The 19,317-nt window shown below is 73.2% G+C and carries 11 protein-coding genes and 1 pseudogene; 3 read left to right on the top strand and 9 right to left on the bottom strand.

The window, feature by feature from the left end:
- Positions 1–232: 232 nt before the first annotated feature.
- The 8 genes from ABZ312_RS34785 to ABZ312_RS34750 form a co-directional block, all read right to left on the bottom strand.
- Complete coding sequence (locus ABZ312_RS34785) at positions 233–2,122, bottom strand: alkaline phosphatase family protein (protein ID WP_500439462.1); 1,890 nt, start codon at positions 2,120–2,122, stop codon at positions 233–235.
- 149 nt (positions 2,123–2,271) lie between these two features.
- Positions 2,272–3,678, bottom strand: a complete 1,407-nt coding sequence (locus tag ABZ312_RS34780; protein ID WP_500439461.1) for a cytochrome P450 — start codon at positions 3,676–3,678, stop codon at positions 2,272–2,274.
- On the bottom strand, positions 3,675–4,679 hold the full coding sequence (locus ABZ312_RS34775) for an NAD-dependent epimerase/dehydratase family protein (RefSeq protein WP_500439460.1): 1,005 nt from the start codon (positions 4,677–4,679) through the stop codon (positions 3,675–3,677). The genes ABZ312_RS34780 and ABZ312_RS34775 overlap by 4 nt, the downstream gene beginning before the upstream one ends.
- Positions 4,680–5,030: 351 nt before the next feature.
- Positions 5,031–5,930 (bottom strand): UbiA prenyltransferase family protein, encoded by a 900-nt coding sequence (locus ABZ312_RS34770; RefSeq protein ID WP_500439458.1) that lies wholly within the window; start codon positions 5,928–5,930, stop codon positions 5,031–5,033.
- Positions 5,927–8,695 carry a PEP/pyruvate-binding domain-containing protein gene (locus ABZ312_RS34765; RefSeq protein WP_500439457.1) on the bottom strand — a complete coding sequence of 923 codons (2,769 nt, stop codon included), beginning with the start codon at positions 8,693–8,695 and terminating at the stop codon, positions 5,927–5,929. The genes ABZ312_RS34770 and ABZ312_RS34765 overlap by 4 nt, the downstream gene beginning before the upstream one ends.
- 8 nt (positions 8,696–8,703) lie before the next feature.
- Complete coding sequence (locus ABZ312_RS34760; protein ID WP_500323751.1) at positions 8,704–9,408, bottom strand: methyltransferase family protein; 705 nt, start codon at positions 9,406–9,408, stop codon at positions 8,704–8,706.
- Positions 9,405–10,322: an AfsA-related hotdog domain-containing protein gene (locus ABZ312_RS34755; protein ID WP_500323752.1), complete on the bottom strand. Its 918-nt coding sequence runs from the start codon at positions 10,320–10,322 to the stop codon at positions 9,405–9,407. Before ABZ312_RS34755 ends, ABZ312_RS34760 begins: the two co-directional genes overlap by 4 nt.
- Positions 10,323–10,702: 380 nt before the next feature.
- Positions 10,703–11,605, bottom strand: coding sequence for a metallophosphoesterase family protein (locus tag ABZ312_RS34750; RefSeq protein ID WP_500323753.1), 903 nt, complete (start codon positions 11,603–11,605; stop codon positions 10,703–10,705).
- A 157-nt stretch (positions 11,606–11,762) separates the two neighbouring features.
- On the opposite strand from ABZ312_RS34750, the gene ABZ312_RS34745 reads away from it, so the two are divergent.
- The 3 genes from ABZ312_RS34745 (at position 11,763) to ABZ312_RS34735 (ending at position 17,706) form a co-directional block, all read left to right on the top strand.
- Entirely contained in the window at positions 11,763–13,040 is a 1,278-nt protein-coding gene (locus tag ABZ312_RS34745) for a nucleotidyl transferase AbiEii/AbiGii toxin family protein (protein WP_500439456.1), read from the top strand.
- 157 nt (positions 13,041–13,197) lie between these two features.
- Positions 13,198–16,158 carry a Tn3 family transposase gene (locus ABZ312_RS34740; protein WP_500439455.1) on the top strand — a complete coding sequence of 987 codons (2,961 nt, stop codon included), beginning with the start codon at positions 13,198–13,200 and terminating at the stop codon, positions 16,156–16,158.
- A gap of 147 nt (positions 16,159–16,305) precedes the next feature.
- Positions 16,306–17,706, top strand: a complete 1,401-nt coding sequence (locus tag ABZ312_RS34735; protein WP_500439481.1) for an SMI1/KNR4 family protein — start codon at positions 16,306–16,308, stop codon at positions 17,704–17,706.
- 218 nt (positions 17,707–17,924) lie between these two features.
- On the opposite strand, the pseudogene ABZ312_RS34730 reads toward ABZ312_RS34735, so the two are convergent.
- Positions 17,925–18,899 (bottom strand): annotated as a pseudogene (locus ABZ312_RS34730) (site-specific integrase).
- Positions 18,900–19,317 lie beyond the last annotated feature (418 nt).

The raw sequence follows: 19,317 nt of genomic DNA, 5'->3' as shown, positions 1-19,317 counted from the left end.
GATGCCTTCGGGCACTCCCGGGGACACCTGCGTCAGAGGGTCCGCGCAGCCGTGCGGGAGGGGAGCACCCGGCCTGTTACAGCGTTGATGGGTCTCACCTCCTCGGTCGTCACTGCACGGTGACGCTATCAGGCCCGTGATCGTGGGGCAGCCGGTTTTCCCGGCCCCTTCCCGGCCCCTTCCCGGCGGTCCCGTCGCCCCCCGGCGGTACGGGGGGCGACGGGGAGAAGCGCTAAGGCTGTCGGGAGGTGAACGCGGTCAGGAAGCGGTCGCGGAAGGCGTCCATCCGCCAGACCGGCGCGTCGTGTTCGGGCTGCAGCCCGTCGCTCCAGCCCCAGTCGGAGACCTGGTCCAGCACCTTGGGGTCGTGGGCGACGATCGCGACCGGCACGTCCCGGCTGGCGTTGACGCCGACGACCGTCGACACCGGCTGGTGGTCGCCGAGGAAGACCAGCACGGTGTTCTTGTTGCCGTACTTCGTCACGAAGTCGATGAGGCTGGTCAGCGAGTACTGGATGGCCTTGCTGTACTCCTGGCGCACCTGCTTGGGGTCCTTCCAGACCTCCTTGGGGTCCTTGCCCTCCTTCTTGATGGCGTCGTAGACCGAGCCGTCGCCTACCTGGTCCCAGTCGATCATGTGGGGGATCGGCGCCCAGGGGTTGTGACTGGAGGCCAGGATGATCTCCGACATCATCGGCTGGTTCGACGCCTTCCCGTGCTCCAGGCGCTCGAACGCCGACAGGGTGTACTGGTCGGGCACCGGCGACCAGCTGAACTTGGGCCCCTGGTACCCCATGGTGCGCGAGTCGTGGATGTGGTCCAGGCCGAAGAACTTGCCCTCCGGCCAGGCCCGGGTGACGCCGGGCATCATGCCGACCGTCCGGAAGTCGCCGGTGCGCTTGAAGGCACTGGTGAGGGTCATCCGGTCACTGGAGCTGACGTAGCGGTAGCGCTGCTGGTCCGGGACCCACAGCCCGGACAGGAAGGTGGTGTGGGCGAGCCAGCTGCCCGCGCCGGTGACGGGGGAGGTCAGCCACCCGCTGCGGGCGGAGAAGCCCGCGTCGGCGAGCTGCTTGGTGCCGCCCCGCAGCACCGCGTCGACGTCCGGCGCCATCGCCGGGTTCTCGACCGCGTCCCGGCCGTAGCTCTCGATGAACGTGAAGATGACGTCCTTGCCGCGCAGCCCGGACAGCAGCCGGTCGGACGGGATCTTCGCGAACGGGTCGTTGGCCACCTTCTTGGCGAACACCTTCTGGTCGGCCAGGCCCTGCTGCACCATGTCCACCTGGCCCCGCACCCGCAGGCTGGCGTCCTTGGCGGCGAAGTTCAGCCCGGAGACCTGGAGGCCGAGCGTCGCGCACGTCATCCAGACCACGCCGGCCACCAGGGTGCCGCGGCGTGCCACCGAGGGGTGCCGCACCATCACCTTGCACAGCCGCACGATCGCCAGCGGCATGAGCACGAGGAGCGCGAGGACGGCGAGCAGGGCCCCGGCCAGGGCGCCGTACGCGGTCGTCGCCCCGGCCGAGTCCTTCAGGAACGACAGCCCGTCGGAGAACAGGGGCCAGTCGAACAGCAGGTAGAACGGGCGTTGCAGCGTCTGGTAGAAGCCCATGTCCACGCAATTGAGGACGACCAGCAGGCCGAGCAGGACCCCGCTGAGGACCGCCACCACGCGCCGGGGCCTGGGCGGCAGCACGAGCAGCAGGGCGGCCAGCAGGATCGGCTCCGCCGGGACGCGGACGAAGCGGGAGGCGGTCAGGTAGGGGAGCCGGTCGGGCATCAGGAAGGCGAAGAGCACCAGGGCGGCGGCGAGGATCGTGAGGCTCCACGACACGGCGCGGGTGACGTCCGGGTGCCGCTCCCGCCATCGGGCGAGGGCGCTGCCCGCGGCGGGAGCCGGTTCGCCGGGGGCCTCCTCGTGGGCCTGCTCGTCGTCCGCCCCGAGGTCGGGGGCGGGAGCCGCCTCCGTTTCGGGCTCGGGCTCGGGCTCGGGCTCCTGCTTCGCTTCGGGCTCGGTCTCCGCCGCCGCCTCCTCCTCCGGAGCGTCGCCCGGGGGTGGTTGCTCCGTCGTGTCCGCCTGGTCCGTTACCGGTCGCTGATGAGCGCTGGAGAGCGACAACCCGAAGTTCCTTCCAAGCGAGCCACAGTGATGGGGGCGACCCCCGCTGGAGGAGCTTGGGCCACCGACAAGCCTGTACGGCTCGCCCCACGCTCCGGTTCACCCATCTCCCGTACGTCGGGAAAACGGACCATTGCATGGGGATGTCTTTACGGAAGCGGGAGGGTCTCCACCTGGGCGTCCTCGCGGGGCACGCACCGCATCGGCATCGCGGTGGGGTGGACGACCGCGCCGCGGGCGAGTTCGCGCACGTGCGGGCCGGCGTCCGCCGGGCACAGGCGCCACCGGGCGGCGACGGTGGCGACCTGGATGACGGCCTGCGTGAGGGCGAAGACGTTGCCCGGGCACTGGCGGCCGCCCGCGCCGAAGGGGATGGACGCGGCCCTGGGCAGGCGCGCGGCGCGTTCGGGCAGCCAGCGGTCGGGGTCGAAGGAGAGGGGGTCGGGGTGGAGTTGCGGCAGGTGGTGCAGGACGTACGGGCTGAACAGCACCGTCGCGCCCGCCGGGACGGCGACGTCGCCGAGGAGCACCTCCTCCGGGGAGAGCCGCAGGATGATCCACGGCGCGTACCGGCGCAGGGCCTCCTGGACGACGCGCCGGGTGTGGGGGAGGTGGGGCAGGTCCTCGAAGACGGCCGGGCGCCCGCCGAGGACCCGGTCCGTCTCCTCGTGGAGCCGGCGCTCCACCGTGGGCTCGCGGGCGAGTTCGTGGAAGACCCAGGCCAGGGTGGCGCCGGTGGTCTCGGTGCCTGCGACGAGCATGTTGACCAGCTGGTCGTGGACCTGGTCGTCGGTCAGCCGCTCCCCGGTCCCCTCGTCCGCGGTGAGCAGCAGGACGGAGAGCAGGTCGCCGTGGTCGGTGCCGTCGGCGCGGGCGGCCTCCACCACGTGCCGGGTCGCCGAGCGCAGACGCCGTACGGCCCGGTCGAAGCGCCGGTTGGCGGGGGTGGGCAGCCGCAGCAGGGCGTCGGGGAGCATGGAGCGGCGCGGGATCTCGTCCAGGACGACGGGCAGCGAGCGCTGCACCTCGGCGACGGCCTCCGCGCCGAGGTCCGAGGAGAACAGCGCCCTGGCCACGGTGGTGAGGGCGAGCGCGTTCATCTCCTCGTCCACGCGCAGGATCCCGCCCGGCCGCCAAGCAGCGGTGCGCTCGGCGGCGACGGCGGTCATGGTGGCCGCGTAACGGGCGATGCGGGCCCGGTGGAAGGCGGGCTGCATCAGCCGGCGCAGCCTGCGGTGCTCGGCGCCGTCGGCGGTGCCGACGCCGGAGCCGAGCAGAGGGCGCACCTTCTCGATGAGCACGCCCTGGTCGAACCGGCCCGCTTCGCCGACCAGCACGGCGCGGACCAGTTCGGCGTCGTTGACGACGTACGCGGGCAGGCCGCCCAGGCGGATGCGGACCACCGGGCCGACGGCGGGGAGCGAGCCGAGGAACTGCAGGGGCCGGCGCAGCAGTGCCGGGCCGTGGCCGAGCAGGGGCAGCGCACCGGGGGCCTCGGGAGCGCGCCGCACGGTGGAGGGCGCGCCGGCGGTCGCGGTGGTGGGGATGGGGGTCACGGCGTCCCGTCTTCCGTCGGGCCGGCGGTCGCTGCCGCCGGCGGGGCCAGAGGGGCGAGATGGGTGAGATGGGTGAGCGGGGCGAGGTGGGCGCGGTACCAGGGCGCGGCGGCGGCGAAGCGGGTGGCGAAGGCTCCCGGGGTGTGTCCGGTGCGCCGCCAGACGCGGCCGCTGTCGTAGTGGTGGTCCTGGCCGAACAGCGTGAGGTGGCGCAGGTCACGGGGCCGCCCGGCGAGGAGCTCGCGGACCTCGTCGTACGTGAGGTCGGCCGCGGGGGCGGGCACGCCCAGGTGCTCGGTGAGCGCCGCGGTCAGGTCGCGCACGGCGACCGGCTCCGGGTGGCCGACGTGGTGGACCTCCCCGCCGGGCACCGGACCCCAGTCGGCCACGGCCAGCGCGGCGATCGCCGCCGCCAGGTCCTCGACGGCGACCAGGGAGAGCAGGGCCCGGCCCCCGTCGACGGAGACCGGGAGCGCGGTGAGGGTGCGCACGAGCTGTGGGACCAGCCATCGGTCGCCCGGCCCGTACACGAACATCGGCCGCAGTACGACGCCCCCGGCGGCCCGGACCGCGCGCTCCCCCGCGAGCCGCGAGCGGCTGACGGCAGAGACCGGCGCGGGGACGAGGTCGCCCTCGGCGGCGCCGCGGTGCGGTCCGTCGCCGTAGACGGCGGCGGTGCTGAGGTGGACGATCCGCCGCACCCCCGCACGCCGCGCCTCGGCGACCAGGGCGGCGGTGCCCCGGTCGTTGACGAGGCCGCAGGCCCGGGGATCTTCCTCGTCCACGGTGCAGGCCAGGTGGAGCAGGGTGTCCACGCCGTCGCAGACGCCGTGCAGGGTGCCGCGGCGGGCGAGGTCGGCGTGGACGAGGCGGGCCGCGGGGTCGGCGACGGGCGGGCGGCGGTGCGTCAGCAGCCGCAACTCCACCGGCTGGCGGCGGAGTAGGCGGTGGACGGCACGGCCGGTGAAGCCGGCGGCGCCGGTGAGCAGGACGGTCCTCATCGGGTGCCTCCGGGGGCGGACGGGAAGCCGACGGCGCAGGCCCTCGCCGCGGGCATCGGCTGGGCGGCGTTGCGGTGGCGTGGGAAGCCCAGGGCCGCCATGACCTGCAGGGCGCAGGGCGGGGCCGTGGATGGGCGGCGGTGTCCCGGTGGCCGTAAGTCCGGTCGCGGGCCGCAGGGTTGGTGGTTGGCGGCGGTCGTCATCGCGGGCCTCCGGGGGCGGCGGGGAAGCACGCCGGCCGGGCGGCGGTGTGATGGCGGGGGCAGCCGGGCGCTGCCGAGCCCCGGAGGGCCGACGGGACGCAGGGCAACTCCGCCCGGTGGCGGCGGAGTTGCCGGTCGCCAAGGGTCGTCATCGGGGGCCTCCGGGCGCCGCGGACTGGATGAGCAACGCCGAGGTGAGCAGGGCGGACAGGAAGCCGACGACGAAGGCCATCGCCGCGGGCACCGGCCAGGCCGCCGTGCGGTGGCGCAGGAAGCGCAGCGCCGCCATGACCGGCAGGGCGAGCAGGGCGCAGGGGAGCAGTGCCCGGGGGTCGCGCAGCAGGGCCGCGGCCAGCACGGTGGCGAGCACCGCCCAGCCCAGCGCCGTCAGGGCGCTGGGCACCGGGCCGATGACGCCCGAGTACGTCCGGGAGCCGGGCTCGGACCGCCAGCGGGTCTTGCGGGCGAACTCGAAGTGCAGGAAGACGCAGGCGGGGACGAGCAGCAGCGGCAGCGCGTGCCAGCGGGCCGGCACGGGCGTGGAGGCGGTCAGGGAGACGTAGACGTACACGCTGAGCAGCAGTTGCACCGGGTGGGTGACGGCGAGGTTGAGCAGGACGCCGTCCCGGAGCCGGGGGGACCACCGCTCCAGCACCACCAGCAGCCAGGAGTACGCGAGGCAGGCGGTGAGCGGGAGCAGCGACACCGGGGACAGCGCCGCGTTCAGCGTGACGAGGAGCAGCGCCACGGCGCCCATCGCGGACCGCAGTTGGGCGACGGTGACCGTGCCCCGCACCAGGGGGCGGTCCGGGTTGTGCGCACGGTCGTAGTCGAGGTCCTTCTGCTCGTCGACCACCCGCAGCCAGAAGAGCACCAGGACGGCCGAGGCGCAGCGCACCGCCGTGCCGGCGCCGGGGTGCCAGGGCGTGCGGGTCGCCGCCGCGGCGGCGGCCTCCAGCGACAGCACCCACAGCGTGGCGTAGGGGACGTACACGTACGGGGTGAAGACCTGGACGGTGAAACGGAAGAGCGCGGTCGCCGTCCTCATCGGTCCCCCTCCCGGTCCGGCGGGGGCGCGAGGATCTTGACGCGCCCCGTGGAGCCGTCCATCTCGATGAGCGCGCCATTGGGGATGACGGTGGTGGCACCGGAGACGGCGACGACCGTGGGGATGGCGAACTTGCGGCCGGTGATGGCGGTGTGCGAGAGCAGCGTGCCGCGTTCCACGACCAGCCCGCGCGCGCCCAGCATGAGGAAGAGCCAGCCGGGGTCGGTCTCCCGGGCCACCAGGATCATGTCCGGGCACGGTTCGACGGGCCGCAACGGGTCGAGGACGACGCGGGCGGTGCCGCGGACGACCCCGCCGCTGGAGCCCAGCCCCGAGAGTTCGCCGTCGCCGTCGCCGTCGCCGTGCCCGCCGGAGGCGGAGGCGGTCGTCGCCGCCGGGCCGCCGGGGAGCCGGTCGCGGACCGGGCCAAGGGTGGTGAAGCCCGGCGGCAGGTCCGGCCCGGGGGCCTCGTACTCGGCGCGGCGGACGTCGGCGAGCGCCTGGAGGTTGCCGCTGACCCCGCTGCCGTCGTACCAGCCGAACAGTTCGTCCTGGGTGAGGTGGACGACGTCGCCGGGGTCGCGCAGCACCCCGCGCGCGTGCAGGTCCTCGCCCAGCGAGGCGAAGACCGCCTTGCTGTAGCCGAAGAGCTCGCTGCGGAAGTAACGGGAGTTCTCCCGGTGGGTGATGGCCCGGCGCAGGGCCGTCAGCAGCGCGCGCACCAGCCGCAGCCGGGGCGAGCGGGCGCCGAGCGCGGCGGCCAGCCGTTCCTCGGCCGCGGCGCGCACCCGTAGTTCGGCCGCGCGCAGGGCGGGCCCGTCGAGGCCGCCGGCGGCGTGCTCCCCGGCCATCCGCAGCAGCGTCCAGGGGGTGCTGCGGAGGTTGGGCCGTTCCATCTTCAGTTCGTGCAGGCCGCGGTCGCCGTAGCGGTCGAGGTGCTCCAGGGCGGCCGCCCGTGTTTCCCGCCCGAACGCGCCGTCCCGTACGGCACGCCAGAGCTCCGGGCCCGGCTCCGGGCCGGAGCGCAGGGCGGCGGACAGCCGCGGGTCCCGGCGTACGGCTCCGGCCAGCCGCAGCAGCGACATCACCGCCTCGCTGCTGCGGTTGGACTCGTCGCCGCAGAGCAGGTCGCTGAGGAGGCCGGGGCCCTCGTGCGGCGCCCAGCGCGCGAGCAGCCGGCCGGTGATGCCGGCGGTGGCGCCGAGCACGGAGTCGTTGAGGAGGGTGACGCCCCAGTGGTTGCCGGCCTGCCGCCACACCTCGCGGTGGTCCTGGATGCGGGCGAGCGGATCGACGGCCGACCAGTCGGCGCCCCGGCGATCGGCGATCAGCGCCTCCCACCACTTCTCGAAGGCCGTCATGGACCGGTGGTGACCGGCGATCAGCCGGACGACCCGGGCCACTGGACGGACCAGCCGCACGGGGGAGGGGGCGGGCGCCGGGGCGGGGCCGCTGCCCTCGGCCAGGCCCATCATCGACTCCCACGAGGCGCGGAACCACGGGAAGACGGCGAGCCGGCCGTGCAGCCGGTACCAGGACTCCAGGTCGTAGTGGATCCGGTTGCGGTGCAGGCCGATCATGCGCTCGAGGTACGGCTCGTCGTCGTGGAGGGTCCGGGCCGGCACGCCCAGCCTGCGGTACAGGTCGTGGAAGATCGTGCGGTAGAACCGCTGCGCGAAGGAGTAGGTCAGCGCGGTGGTGGGTCCGGGGAAGCTCTCGGTGACGTTGGCGCTGCTCCACAGCCGGCGAAGCCGCAGGTCGACCGCGACCGGGCGGGACTGGACGAGGTGCACCCGTCCGTCGGCGGTGACGGCGCCCTCGACGTCCTGCGGCCGCCCGCCGAAGAGCTTCTGCACGGTGCGGCCGAGGGCCGCCAGTTCCCGTACGAGCGGGTCGTCGAGGACGGGGGCGTCGCGCAGTTCCGGCGGCACGGGCTGCGGCACCGGTCCGGCGTCGGGGCGCCGCGGGTCGGGGACGAGGCGTTCGGGCTTGGTGGCGACGACGCGCTCCAGCCGCTGCTCCGGGCCGCGCAGGAAGTAGTGGTCGACGCCGACCTTCTCCTGCACCACGCCTTCGCCCAGGCCCAGGCCCGCGGCGATCAGGGTGTCGGCGGCGCCCGTCCCCGGATCGCAGGTAAACATCACGAAGGAGCGTTCCGCCGGCACCATCCGCTGGACGCCGACGGCGACCGCGACGCCGCCGGTGCCGCCGGAGTCCACCGGCAGGCCGCGGGCGTGCCGGTAGAGCAGGGCCTCCGCGTTGTGCCCGGAGGCCCAGCAGGCCCGGACCCGGTCGACGAGCGCGGCGCGGCGCACCTGCAGGAAGCTGTCGCTGAGCCCCGCGAAGGGGTCCTCGGCGGAGTCCTCCCCGTGGACTCCCACGGTGCAGGCCCGTACGGCGGCCGGCGCGCCGGGGCCGATCACCTCGTCGAAGGCGGCGAGCAGCCGCCGTTCGGCCTCCGGCGGCAGGGGCGCGCCGGCGTACAGCTCGCGGATCCCGGCGGCCGCGGCCCGGACGGAGGCGGGGTCGGCGAAGTCCGTCGACCGCAGCAGGGCGTCGATGCGCGGGCGCAGCGGCCGGGTGAGGGCGCGGTGCCAGTCCGCGGGCAGGACGAAGAAGGCGGGCACGGTCAGTCCGGCCTCGCGCATCCGGGCGAGCCGCGCGAACTTGTGCCCGCAGTCGTCGGCGGTCATCCGTTTCCCGTCCAGCAGCGGGACGAGGGCGTTGGGACGCCGGCGGGCGCGCCGGCCCCTGTCGTCGGTCACGGTCACGGTCACCACACCGCCGGGATCAGCCGCTTGCGGTGCCGGGCGTACGCGGCGTACCCGCGCAGGTCGGCCAAGGCCCGCTCCTCGGCGCGGATGCGCAGCACGACGGCGGGCAGCAGCAGCGCGAGGAACGCGGCCACGCTCAGCGGGTTGGCCAGGACCCCGACGAAGCCCGCGTGCGCCAGCACCATGCCGCTGTAGGCGGGGTGGCGCACCACCCGGTAGGGGCCGTCGGTCACGACCTCGTGGTCGCCGAGGGTGCGCACCTTGTGCGAGTAGAAGCGGCCGAGCCGGCGGATCGCGGCCAGGCGCAGCGCGGCACCGCAGACGAACACGGCCGTCGCGAACCACTGGCCGGGCCCCCAGCCCTGCCACCAGGGCGCCACGAAGAGGGCGGCGGCCACCACTGCGCCGCGGGCCGCCCCGTACCACTGCATGGTGCCGCGGTCGTCGCCGCCGCCGGCCCGCGGGGCGGCACGGAAGGTGACGCGCAGTTCGAGGAGGGTCCACAGCAGGTAGAGGCCGATCACCACGGCCTGGGCGCGGTGCCGGGGCTCGGACCAGTGGCCGCCCTCCCGGATCAGGGCCCAGCCCAGGGCCACCAGTCCGGCGGCGAACAGGGCGGGCGGGAAGAGACTCTCCAGGCGGGGGCGGCGCTCGTGCCGCGGCGGGGGTGCCGGGCGGGTGCCCGTCCCGGCATCCGGGGTCATCGGGTGCCTCCCGCGGAGGCGCCGCGCAGCCTGCGGTACGCGGCGGGGGACATCGCGTACCCGCTGAAGCGGGCCTCGCCGACCGGACCGCCGCTCGCGCTGAACCGGACGCGGACGTCACCGCCGCAGACCGGGGGCAGGGAGTCCGTCCACAGCCGGACCCGCTCGGCGCGGCGTACGGGACGGGCGGTGGCGGCGCGCAGCGAGGCCACGACGTAGCGGCGGTCGAAGTCCACCCGGCGTGACTGGTGGCCCAGCAGCGTCACGAACTGCCGTGCCGCCTCGGTGAGTTCGGTCAGCGATCGCAGCTCCACGCCGGTTCCGCGGGAGCGGGCGCGCAGATGGTGACCGCGGGGCGGGGAGAGCAACTCGGCGCTGTAGCCGCCGGGGCCGTGGTTGCGGTAGCCGGCGAGCAGGACGTTCTCGGGCCGGTGGCGGTGGACCAGTTCGGGGGCGACCATGGTGTCCCGGCGCGGCCCCCGGTCCTCGCCGGCCCGCGGTCCGGGCAGTCCCACGGCGCCCGGGCTCCCCGGGGCCGGGACGGCCACCGCGTGGATCCGTCCGTCGCAGACCGCGCGGTCCTGCTGCAGGCAGTGGACGCGCCACCCGCCGGGCGTCCCGGGCAGGGCACGTGCGGTGATCTCCACGGGGAGGTGCTTCTCGGTGAAGCGGCCGAACTCCAGCTCCAGTGCGTGGACCCGCCAGGCGGGACGGGAGTCCGCGTCCGCCCCGGCGATGCGCTCGACGAGTTCGGTGGCCCCGTCGATCAGCAGGGCCGCGGGCAGGTGGTCGAGGGGGTGGTCGAAGAAGAAGGGGTCCTGTTCGACCGTCCGCAGGCGGGCGGTCCAGGTCACCGCGGCGTCGCCGCCGCGGTGGGTGGCGCGCTCGTCCGTGGGTGCTTGTAAGACTGGCATCGGACAACAACTCCGTTGGTCTTCCCGGCGTTTCACCGTGCATGGGCAGGTTCGGTCGATCGGACCAGTTGTGTGTTGCGCGCTGGAGTCGACGCTACTACCCGTGGGTAATAACTATCGGCGGGCCGGTCGGGGCGGGTGGATTCCGGCCACGGCCCGGCTCCGGCGTCACCGGGGGTCCGCCGTCGCGGTCACCGGGCGGACGGCGGCACGGGGTGCCGCGGGGCCCTGGGGCGTGCGAGGGTCAGCGTTTGCTGTTGCGAACAAAGTTGGCGTGATCCGGGTCCTCGAACAGGACCGAATTCCCCGGGGATTTCCCTTTCGTTCGCCGCGGCGGGTGTTCGCGCCGTGACGTGCGGTGAGGCCGAGTCCTCCGGGAGTCAGTTCCCGGGTGCGGTCCAGGCGTTCGGCCCGAGCCGGTCGATGATCGTACGGAGCTGCTCCCGGTCGAGCTCGTAGATCGTCTCGCCCGCCCTCGGGTCGCGTGCGTGGAGGGTGTGGAACAACGGCCCCCCGTGGGCGCCGATCTGGACCAGGGTGGCCGAGGCCCCCCGGACGGCGCGCTCGGTACCGGGCGGCGCGGTGAGGTCGACCCGCCCGACGACCCCCGGGGTCACCCACACCGGCACCGACTCCAGGTGCCCGGACAGCTGGAGGTGGAAGTGGCCGCACAGGATCAGCCGCACGTCCGTACCGCGGATCGCGTCGGCCAGCTCGCCGGCGTTCCGCAGTCCCAGCGCGTGCTGCACCTCGACGTCGAGCGCGATCGGCGGATGGTGCAGCACCAGCACACTGCCCATGGGGGCCGGGGTGGCCAGGACCTCGCGCAGCCAGTCGAGCTGGGCCCCGCCGAGCAGGCCGTACCCCATGCCCGGCACGAGCGAGTCCAGGGTGATGAAGCGGAAGCCGTCGACCAGGCTCACGGCCGCCCGCTCCCCGGCGGGCGAGGTGAGCATCGCCCGGGCGTGGTTGCCGCCCTCGGGGCGCAGGTGCCCGCTGCCCAGCGCCCGCGCGAAGGCGCGGCGCTCGTCGTGGTTGCCGGTGCTGTAGAACACCGGCGCCCGCCGCCGCAGGGCGAAGTCCCGGACGATGTCGCGCACGGAGATGTACGCGTCCAGCGACCCGTCGTCGGCGATGTCGCCGCTGATGACGATGACGTCGATGTCCGCGACCGGCTCCAGGTCGTTCAGCAGACCGCGCAGCGACTCCCTCGCGTTGACACCACCCGCCCTCGGCGCACCGAAGCGATCGAGATGGGTGTCGGAGAGATGCAGGATCCGCATTGCGCGTACGGTACTCGGCTCGCGGCGCGACGTCACCGATCATTGCGCCGCGCAACCGGACGGCGGCGCCGCGGAGCGGAACGGAGTTGCGGGGGGACGCGGCGGTTCGTGAGGCTTGGACCCGGCGACGGGAATCCGGAGAAGAGGGGGCCGCGCCATGGACCGTTCGTGGAAGCGCTTCGACTGGACGGCCACGGAGGTGCCGCAGGCGCCGCTCGACCACCGGCAACGGTTGCGGGCGGGCGTGCCGTTGACACTGCGGGCCGTCCAGGACGCGCGGGCCGTGCAGCGGCCGGTGTTCGACCCGGCGTTGCAGCAGTACCCCAACGCGTACCGTGCGGCCGACCCGCACTTCCCGGACGCCGGGGTGGAGGCGCGCTGGCTTGAGGCCCGCCGCCGGGCGACGGACCTCGTGCTCGCGGCCGTCGCGGACTCGCCGTGGGCGGAGCATCTGGTGCTGCGCGGCAGCAGGCTGCTGCGCGCCTGGTTCGGGGACGCCGCGCGGGAGCCCGGCGACCTGGACTTCGTCGTCGTTCCGCGGGAGTGGCGGATCGAGGAGCCGCGCACGACCGGGCTGTTCGAGGGCATCGCCCGCGCGGCCGGGCACGTCTCCGCGTCCGGGCCGGTACGGATCTCCGCCGCGGACGCGGTCGCGGAGGACATCTGGACGTACGACCGCGTGCCCGGGCGCCGGCTCGTCCTGCCCTGGACGGCGGACGGGCTGCCCGGCGGGATCGTCCAGCTCGACGTCGTCTTCAACGAGCGGCTGCCCACGCCGCCGGAGCGCTTCCCGCTCCCCGCCCTGTCGGCGGACGGCCCGCAGGCCGCGGTGCTCGGGGTCTCCCCGGAACTGTCGCTGGCGTGGAAGCTGATGTGGCTGGTCAGCGACAGGCATCCGCAGGGCAAGGACCTGTACGACGCGGTGCTGCTCGCCGAGTCCTGCCGGCTGCGGCCGGAGGTGCTGCGTGACGTCTTCCTCGACGCCGAGGGCTGGTACGCGCTGCACCCCGTCACCGCGGACGCGCTCGGGGACCTGGTGCCGGAGGTGGAGTGGCGGCACTTCGCGGCGGAGTACCCCCGGCTCGGCGGCGACGCGACCGCGTACGGCCGCCGCCTGACCACGGCCCTGGCCCCGACGTTCGACGCCGCCCCGCAGGGCGCCGCCCTGCGGGCCTGGTGGATGGCGCCCTGGCTCGCCGAGTACCGCGGCGTCCACGACCGCGAGGGCATGGCGGGTCTGCAGAAGCGGCTGGCCGCCGAGGTGGGTCCGCCGGTCGCCGTCGTCATCACCCGCCAGGTGCTCGGCCCCGGGCGGTGCAGCCCCGAGGACGCCCTCGCCATCATGCTGACCGACCCTGCCTGGTCCCAGTGGGTCGAGATCTACGAGCGGCACCCGAAGTGGCGGCGTGAGCACCTGGCCGAACCGGGGGATTGACATCCTCCCCGTCCTGAAGGGCGGGGATTCGGGGGCTGAGGAACATCCGTGTCAGATCGTGCGCTAAGCCGTCTCAGGGCTGATTGGTCCTTTGACCTGGGGTGACTGGGCGTCGGAGCCTTCGTGGGTCGTTGTTATCGATCTTCGGAGAGCTGTTGTGGCGGTCGAGTTCCTGACGGATGAGCAGGCGGCCCGGTACGGGACGTTTTACGAGGTGCCCTCGCGGGCGGAGCTGGAGCGGTACTTCTTCCTGGACGACGCGGACCGGGAGGCGGTGCAGGCCAAGCGGCGGGCTCACAACCGGCTCGGGTTCGCGGTCCAACTCACGAGCGTGCGGTTCCTGGGCCGGTTCATGCCGGACCCGCGGCAGGTGCCAGCGGAGGTGGCCGAGTACCTGGCCGAGCAGCTGGAGATCGCGGACGCCTCGTGCCTGAAGCTGTACGGCGAGCGGGACGGTACGGCCCGCACGCATGCCGGGGAGATCCAGGAGTCCGGGGGCTGGCGGGACTTCGCCGAGGTCCGCGAGGAGCTGGTGGTCTGGCTGGACGCGCGGGCGTGGACGACCGGAGACGGGCCGAAGGCGTTGTTCGACGCGGCGGCGGGCTGGCTGCGCGAGGGGCGGGTGCTGCTGCCGGGGGTGAGCCGTCTGGCCCGGCTGGTGGGCACGGTGCGGGAGGCGGCGAACCAGCGGCTGTGGGACACGCTGTACGGGCTGCTGAACACCGGGCAGCGGGCGGTGCTGGACTCGCTGCTGACGGTGTCGCCGGGCGAGCGGGTCTCGGAACTGGACCGGCTGCGGCGCGGCCCGGTGCGCGTGTCCGGGCCGCAGATGAAGTGGGCGCTTCAGCGCGCCGAGGAGATCGCCGGCCTCGGCATGGGCGACCTCGATGTCTCGGCGATCCCGCCGCGGCGGCTGGCGGAGCTGTCGAGGTACGGCGTGGACGGCAAGGCGTCGCTGCTGCGTCGTCACGGCGATTCCCGCCGTCTGGCAACGCTGCTTGCCACCACCGCCTATCTGACGACCCGGGCCGTCGACGACGCGCTCGACCTACTGGAGGTGCTGATCGCGACGAAGCTGCTGGCCAAGGCGGAGCGCGAGACGGTCAAGGAGAAGATGAAGACGCTGCCGCGGGTCGAGCGGGCCTCGGCGAAGCTCGCGACCGCGTTCCAGGTCGTCTTCGACACCACGAGCGAGCTGGTCGACACCGACACCGGCGAGGTGACCGGCCCGCAGGTCGAGAGCTTCGAGGCGATGTGGGAGCGGATCGAGGCGGTCGTGCCCCGGCACGAGCTGGCTGCCGCGATCGCCGCGCTGTTCGAGCTGACGCCGCCGCTCGACTCCGATGCGGACGAGGCGTGGCGGTCCATGCTGGTCAGCCGGTTCGGCACCGTCCGGCCGTTCCTGAAGCTCTTGGTCAAGGTCGTCGACTTCGGCGCCACCCCCGAGGGCGAGGCCGTTCTGGACGCGCTCAAGTCCCTGCCGGACCTGATGGGCCGCAAGAAGGTCGGTCCGGCCGAGATCGACAACGGCCTGCTGGCCGGCTCGTGGCGGCGCCTGGTGCTCTCGGCCCCGCACCTGGAGCCGGGCACAGTGGACTGGAAGGCGTACACCTTCTGCGTGCTGGAGCAGCTGCACCGGATGCTGCGGAGCAAGCAGGTGTTCGCGAAGAACTCCTCGAAGTGGGGCGACCCGCGGGCGAAGCTGCTGGACGGCACGTACCGGGAGGTCGCCGGGCGGCTGCCGGACAGCGCGCAGATCGTCTTCGACGACGACGGCCGACTGCACTTCGCCGCCCTGGAGCCGGAGCCCGAACCGGCCTCCCTGCTGGACCTGCGGGCGGCGGTGAACGCGATGCTGCCCCGGGTGGACCTGCCCGAGGTGCTGCTGGAGGTGTTCTCCTGGACCGGCGCCGACCAGGCGTTCACCTCGGTCACCGGCGCCGGACCCCGTCTGAAGGACCTGCACGTCACGATCGCCGCGCTCCTGGTCGCCCACGGCTGCAACGTCGGCTACACCCCGGTCATCGGCGGGGCCGACGCGCTGAAGTACGGGCGGCTGTCCCACGTCGACCAGACCTACCTGCGCCTCGCGACGTACCGGGCGGCGAACGCCACTCTGATCGAGCACCAGGCGTCCATCGGCCTCGCGCAGGCGTGGGGCGGCGGGCTCGTGGCCTCCGTCGACGGGATGCGGTTCGTCGTCCCGGCCCCCTCGGTGTACGCGCGGCCGAACCCGAAGTACTTGGGCCGCCGGGGCGGCGCCACCTGGCTCAACATGATCAACGACCAAGCCGCAGGGCTCGGCGGGAAGGTCGTGGCCGGCACCCCGCGCGACTCCCTGTACGTGCTCGACGTGCTCTACGACCGCGATGGCGGCCGCCGCCCGGAGATGATCGTCACCGACACCGCAAGCTACTCCGACATCGTCTTCGGCCTGCTCACGCTCGCCGGGTTCGCGTACGCCCCGCAGCTCGCGGACCTGCCGGACCAGAAGATGTGGCGCATCGACCGCGCCGCCGACTACGGCGCCTTCCAGGACGCGGCCCGCGGCCGGGTCGACCTCACCCGCATCGAGCGGCACTGGGAGGACATCCTGCGGATCATCGGCTCCATCCACACCGGCGCCGTCCGCGCCTACGACGTCATCCGGATGCTCTCCCGCGACGGGCGCCCGACCCCGCTCGGCGACGCGATCGCGCACTACAGGCGGATCGCGAAGACCCTGCACATCCTGCGCCTGGCCGACGAGCCCGGCTACCGGCGTCAGATCAAGGTTCAGGCCAACCTCCAGGAAGGCCAGCACGCACTCGCCCGGAAGATCTTCCACGGTCGCGCCGGACAGCTCTACCAGCGCTACCAGGACGGCATGGAAGACCAGATCGGCGCGCCCGGACTCGTCCTCAACGCCCTGGTCCTCTTCAACACCCGGTACATGGACGCCGCCGTCACCCAGCTCAGCGCCGACGGCTTCGACGTTCGGGACGAGGACGTCGCCCGCCTCTCCCCGTTCGTGCGGCACCACGTCAACATGCTGGGCCGGTACTCCTTCCAGCTCCCAAACCTGCCCGGCGGCCTGCGGCCCCTGCGGGACAAGAACGCTGCCTCCGACGAGGAGTAGGCGCCGACGCGAGGCGATCGGGCGGAAAGTCGGACCGGGCCGTACGCGGTGACTCCGATCCATGGATTGCGAGTCCGACTGTTGCCTTTGCGAGCAGCCCTGCGTCATGTGACACCGGGTGTCAGCCGCCCCGCGTACGGTCTGCGCATGGCTACTCAGAAACTCCCCGGGCAATCGATACGTGACTTCGCGACCTGGCAGCCTGTGCTGAGGCTCTTGCGGGCCGCCAAGGCGGACAAGGCCGGTGCCGAGCCCATGCGCGTGGCGGGTCGCATCGGACGGAGCGGTTGGAGTCTGGCCCTCCCGCACCCGGTGCCACCGTCCGGTCGAGCCCTCCAGACCGAGGACATACAAGACGAGCTCGACGCGGTGGAGCGGGTGCAGACCGCGATGACGGAGGTTGGTGTCGACGACGTCTCGTTCTCGGCGAAGATCGAACCGACCGGGACGACCGTGCTTCGTCTGCTCGGCCCCAGCCCAGCGGTGGAACCCGGGATCGGAAACCCTCATCCCGGTGCACTCATCCTGATCGAAGACTCCCTTCCCGAGCCCTGGCGCCGCCTCCCCGATCCGACGCACGAAGCGAGGCTGGCCTCCTCAGCGGACCCGGAGTTGCTGGAGCGGACGCTGAGGGACCGGCTACCCGACGCGATCGGCGCGACGGAGGAGGAGATCGCCGCCGCCGAAACACGCCTGGGCGTCTGCCTGCCCGAGGAACTCAAGGTGCTCTACCGGGTGACCCGGGCACGCTGGGAGGACTGGGGCGACGACTACGAGACGGCGGACGGTGTCTTCGAAGCGGTGCGCTGCGAACTCTCCTCCGTGGACGACCTGTACACCGCCGAAGCCTCGACCCGCCACTGCCGCTGGGAGCACGCTGCCATGGAGGCGGTTGTCACGAGCCCCGACGCCGCGGTACAGGGCGTCGTCGGGTCACCCGGGTGGATCGTATTCGGCGAGAACGGCGGAGGAGACCAGCTGGCGGTCGACCTGACGCCCGGCCCGCGCGGACACACCGGGCAGATCATCCTGATCAGCCACGAGGAGAGCGTTGGCGCCGTGTTGCTGGCCGACTCGCTCACCGACTGGGTCCTGGACCGAGAGACGCACGAGCGCCGGCACCGCAGGGAGGAGCCACCGCTCGTGGCCCACGTCAACCACGCGAGCATCAAGAGCGTCCGGGAAGCCGCCCACCCCGGCCTGGAAGTCCTCTCGATCGGGGTGTGGGACGGCGCGCCGTTCAGCCTCGCCCCGGTCATCGGGTTGCCCCGCCTGCGCACCCTCGCCGCGTACGCCGGTACGCTCGCCGACCCGCTGGAGATCGCCGAGCTCACCAGTCTGGAATTTCTGGAACTCGGCCCGCAGGATTGGCGTGTCCTTCTGGATGCCGGCGCCGTCCCCCGGAGCCTGTCGGCTGCGTCCATCAAGGCGTACGGCGACCAAGACCCCCTGCCCGTCGTGGCCATCGCCAACGAAATTCTGGCTCTCTGGGACCGGCCCCAGATCATTCAGACCGTCCTGGAAGGAAACCTCGGACCCCTCGCATAGGCCTGCAAAGCCAGGCCTTTCACTCCTCTAACGGAGGCGGTCAAGGACGTCCTTCGCGTCGAGACGGCCGACGGTGGGATCACGCGCCTGCGCTGGAACTACTTCTGCCCCAACGTCCTCACCAAGGTCGGCGACCGGCTGGGCGTTCCCGTCCGAACCCACGGCCGCATCGTGTAGCACCAGCAGGCCAGTCGTCGCCCCGGCCAACCGCTGCGCACTCAGCGGCGGCTGTCGCCCGGGGCGAGCAGGCTGGTGAGCTCGGCGATCGCGTCCGGGGACGGCTTGAAGTAGCGTCGGACGTTTTCCGGCTTTTTGTGCCGAGACTTCGCCATCAGCATCAGCAGCGACGCGCCCTGCTCGCCGAGGTGAGTCAGGGAGGAGTGGCGGTACTCGTGCAGATCCCAGCCTGTCCCAGGTCCGCGTACCGCGGTGTGCTCGTCCAGCAGGGTGCAGGCTTGCCCGTACGAGAGACGGGCGAACCCGGTGTCCGGGCAGACGTCGCGTGGGCTGACGACCTTGCCGGGACCAGGGCGGCGGTGGGTGACGAACGCCGGTCCGCGGGTGCGGCCCTTCAGCAGGCGGGGCAGGAGTCGGGCGGTGCCAGCGTCCCAGTACACGGTCTCCAGCACGTCATCCTCACGAGCCTGCCCGCGGCGACGGGCCTTGGTCCGGGCGCCCTTTGCCTTGACCGGGCAGCGGCGCCCGGCGAAGTCCAGGTCCTCGATGTTCACGCCGAGGATCTCCTCCGCCCGGCCCGAGGTCTCGTAGAGCATCCGCCACAGGGTGTTCTCCCGGAGGTGCACCTCGCGCCGGGCGATCAGCCGGTCGACGGCCATCTTCGAGCGGGCCGGGGTCTCGGAGTCCGGCACCGCCAGCCGCTTCGTCCAGGCTGGGACCTTCGGGCCCTCGTACCCGCGCTCGGAGCACCAGCCCATCCAGGACAGCACGGCGCCGCGGCGGGCATTCCACGTGTTCACCGCCGAGCGGCCCCACAGCAGCTCCAGCGCCTCACCGGTCTCGGCGTCCTCAACCGAGGCGAGCGGCCGGCCCTCGCCGAGGCGCTCTTAGGTCTTCCCGACGGCGATGCCGTAGTTCCGGACGGTGTTCGGGTTGCCGAGCGAGTCGAGGAACAGGTCGGCCGCCGTCCGGACGGTCACCGTCTTCCCGGTCGGCAACTGAACGAGCGTGGGCACCGTTTTCCCCTTGCCGCAGATAACAGGGCCGCTTCGCGCAGCCGCCGGAGAACGTCACTGCAGGTGACGGATCAAGCTACCGCAGATATTGGGGTGTTATCTGGGGGACGACTTCAGACCGGTCCCGTCGCTGACAACCCTCCGGCCGCCAACCAGGGCCGACGGAGGCTTAGCGCACGATCTGACATGGATGTTCCTCAGACCCCGATTCCTGGCTCACGTGGGCTGGGGACCAGCGGTCCTCCAGCGCTTACACGATCGGCACCAGCCGGGTTGAGACTGAAGGGGCGTTGGCCGGCGGAGCGCTTGGCCGATCGGAAGGGGACCGCGGCGGGGCGGTGGGCCGGCACGGGGAGCGCCGCCAAGGCCGCCCATCAGGCGGCCAGGCGTGGGCGGGTGCGGCGCCCCGCGTGGGGGC

This window comes from Streptomyces sp. NPDC006207, from assembly GCF_040613835.1.
In the GTDB taxonomy this organism is placed as follows: domain Bacteria; phylum Actinomycetota; class Actinomycetes; order Streptomycetales; family Streptomycetaceae; genus Actinacidiphila.
The sequence above is the reverse complement of the archived record's forward strand: the minus strand, read 5'-3'. Positions and strand labels throughout refer to the sequence as shown.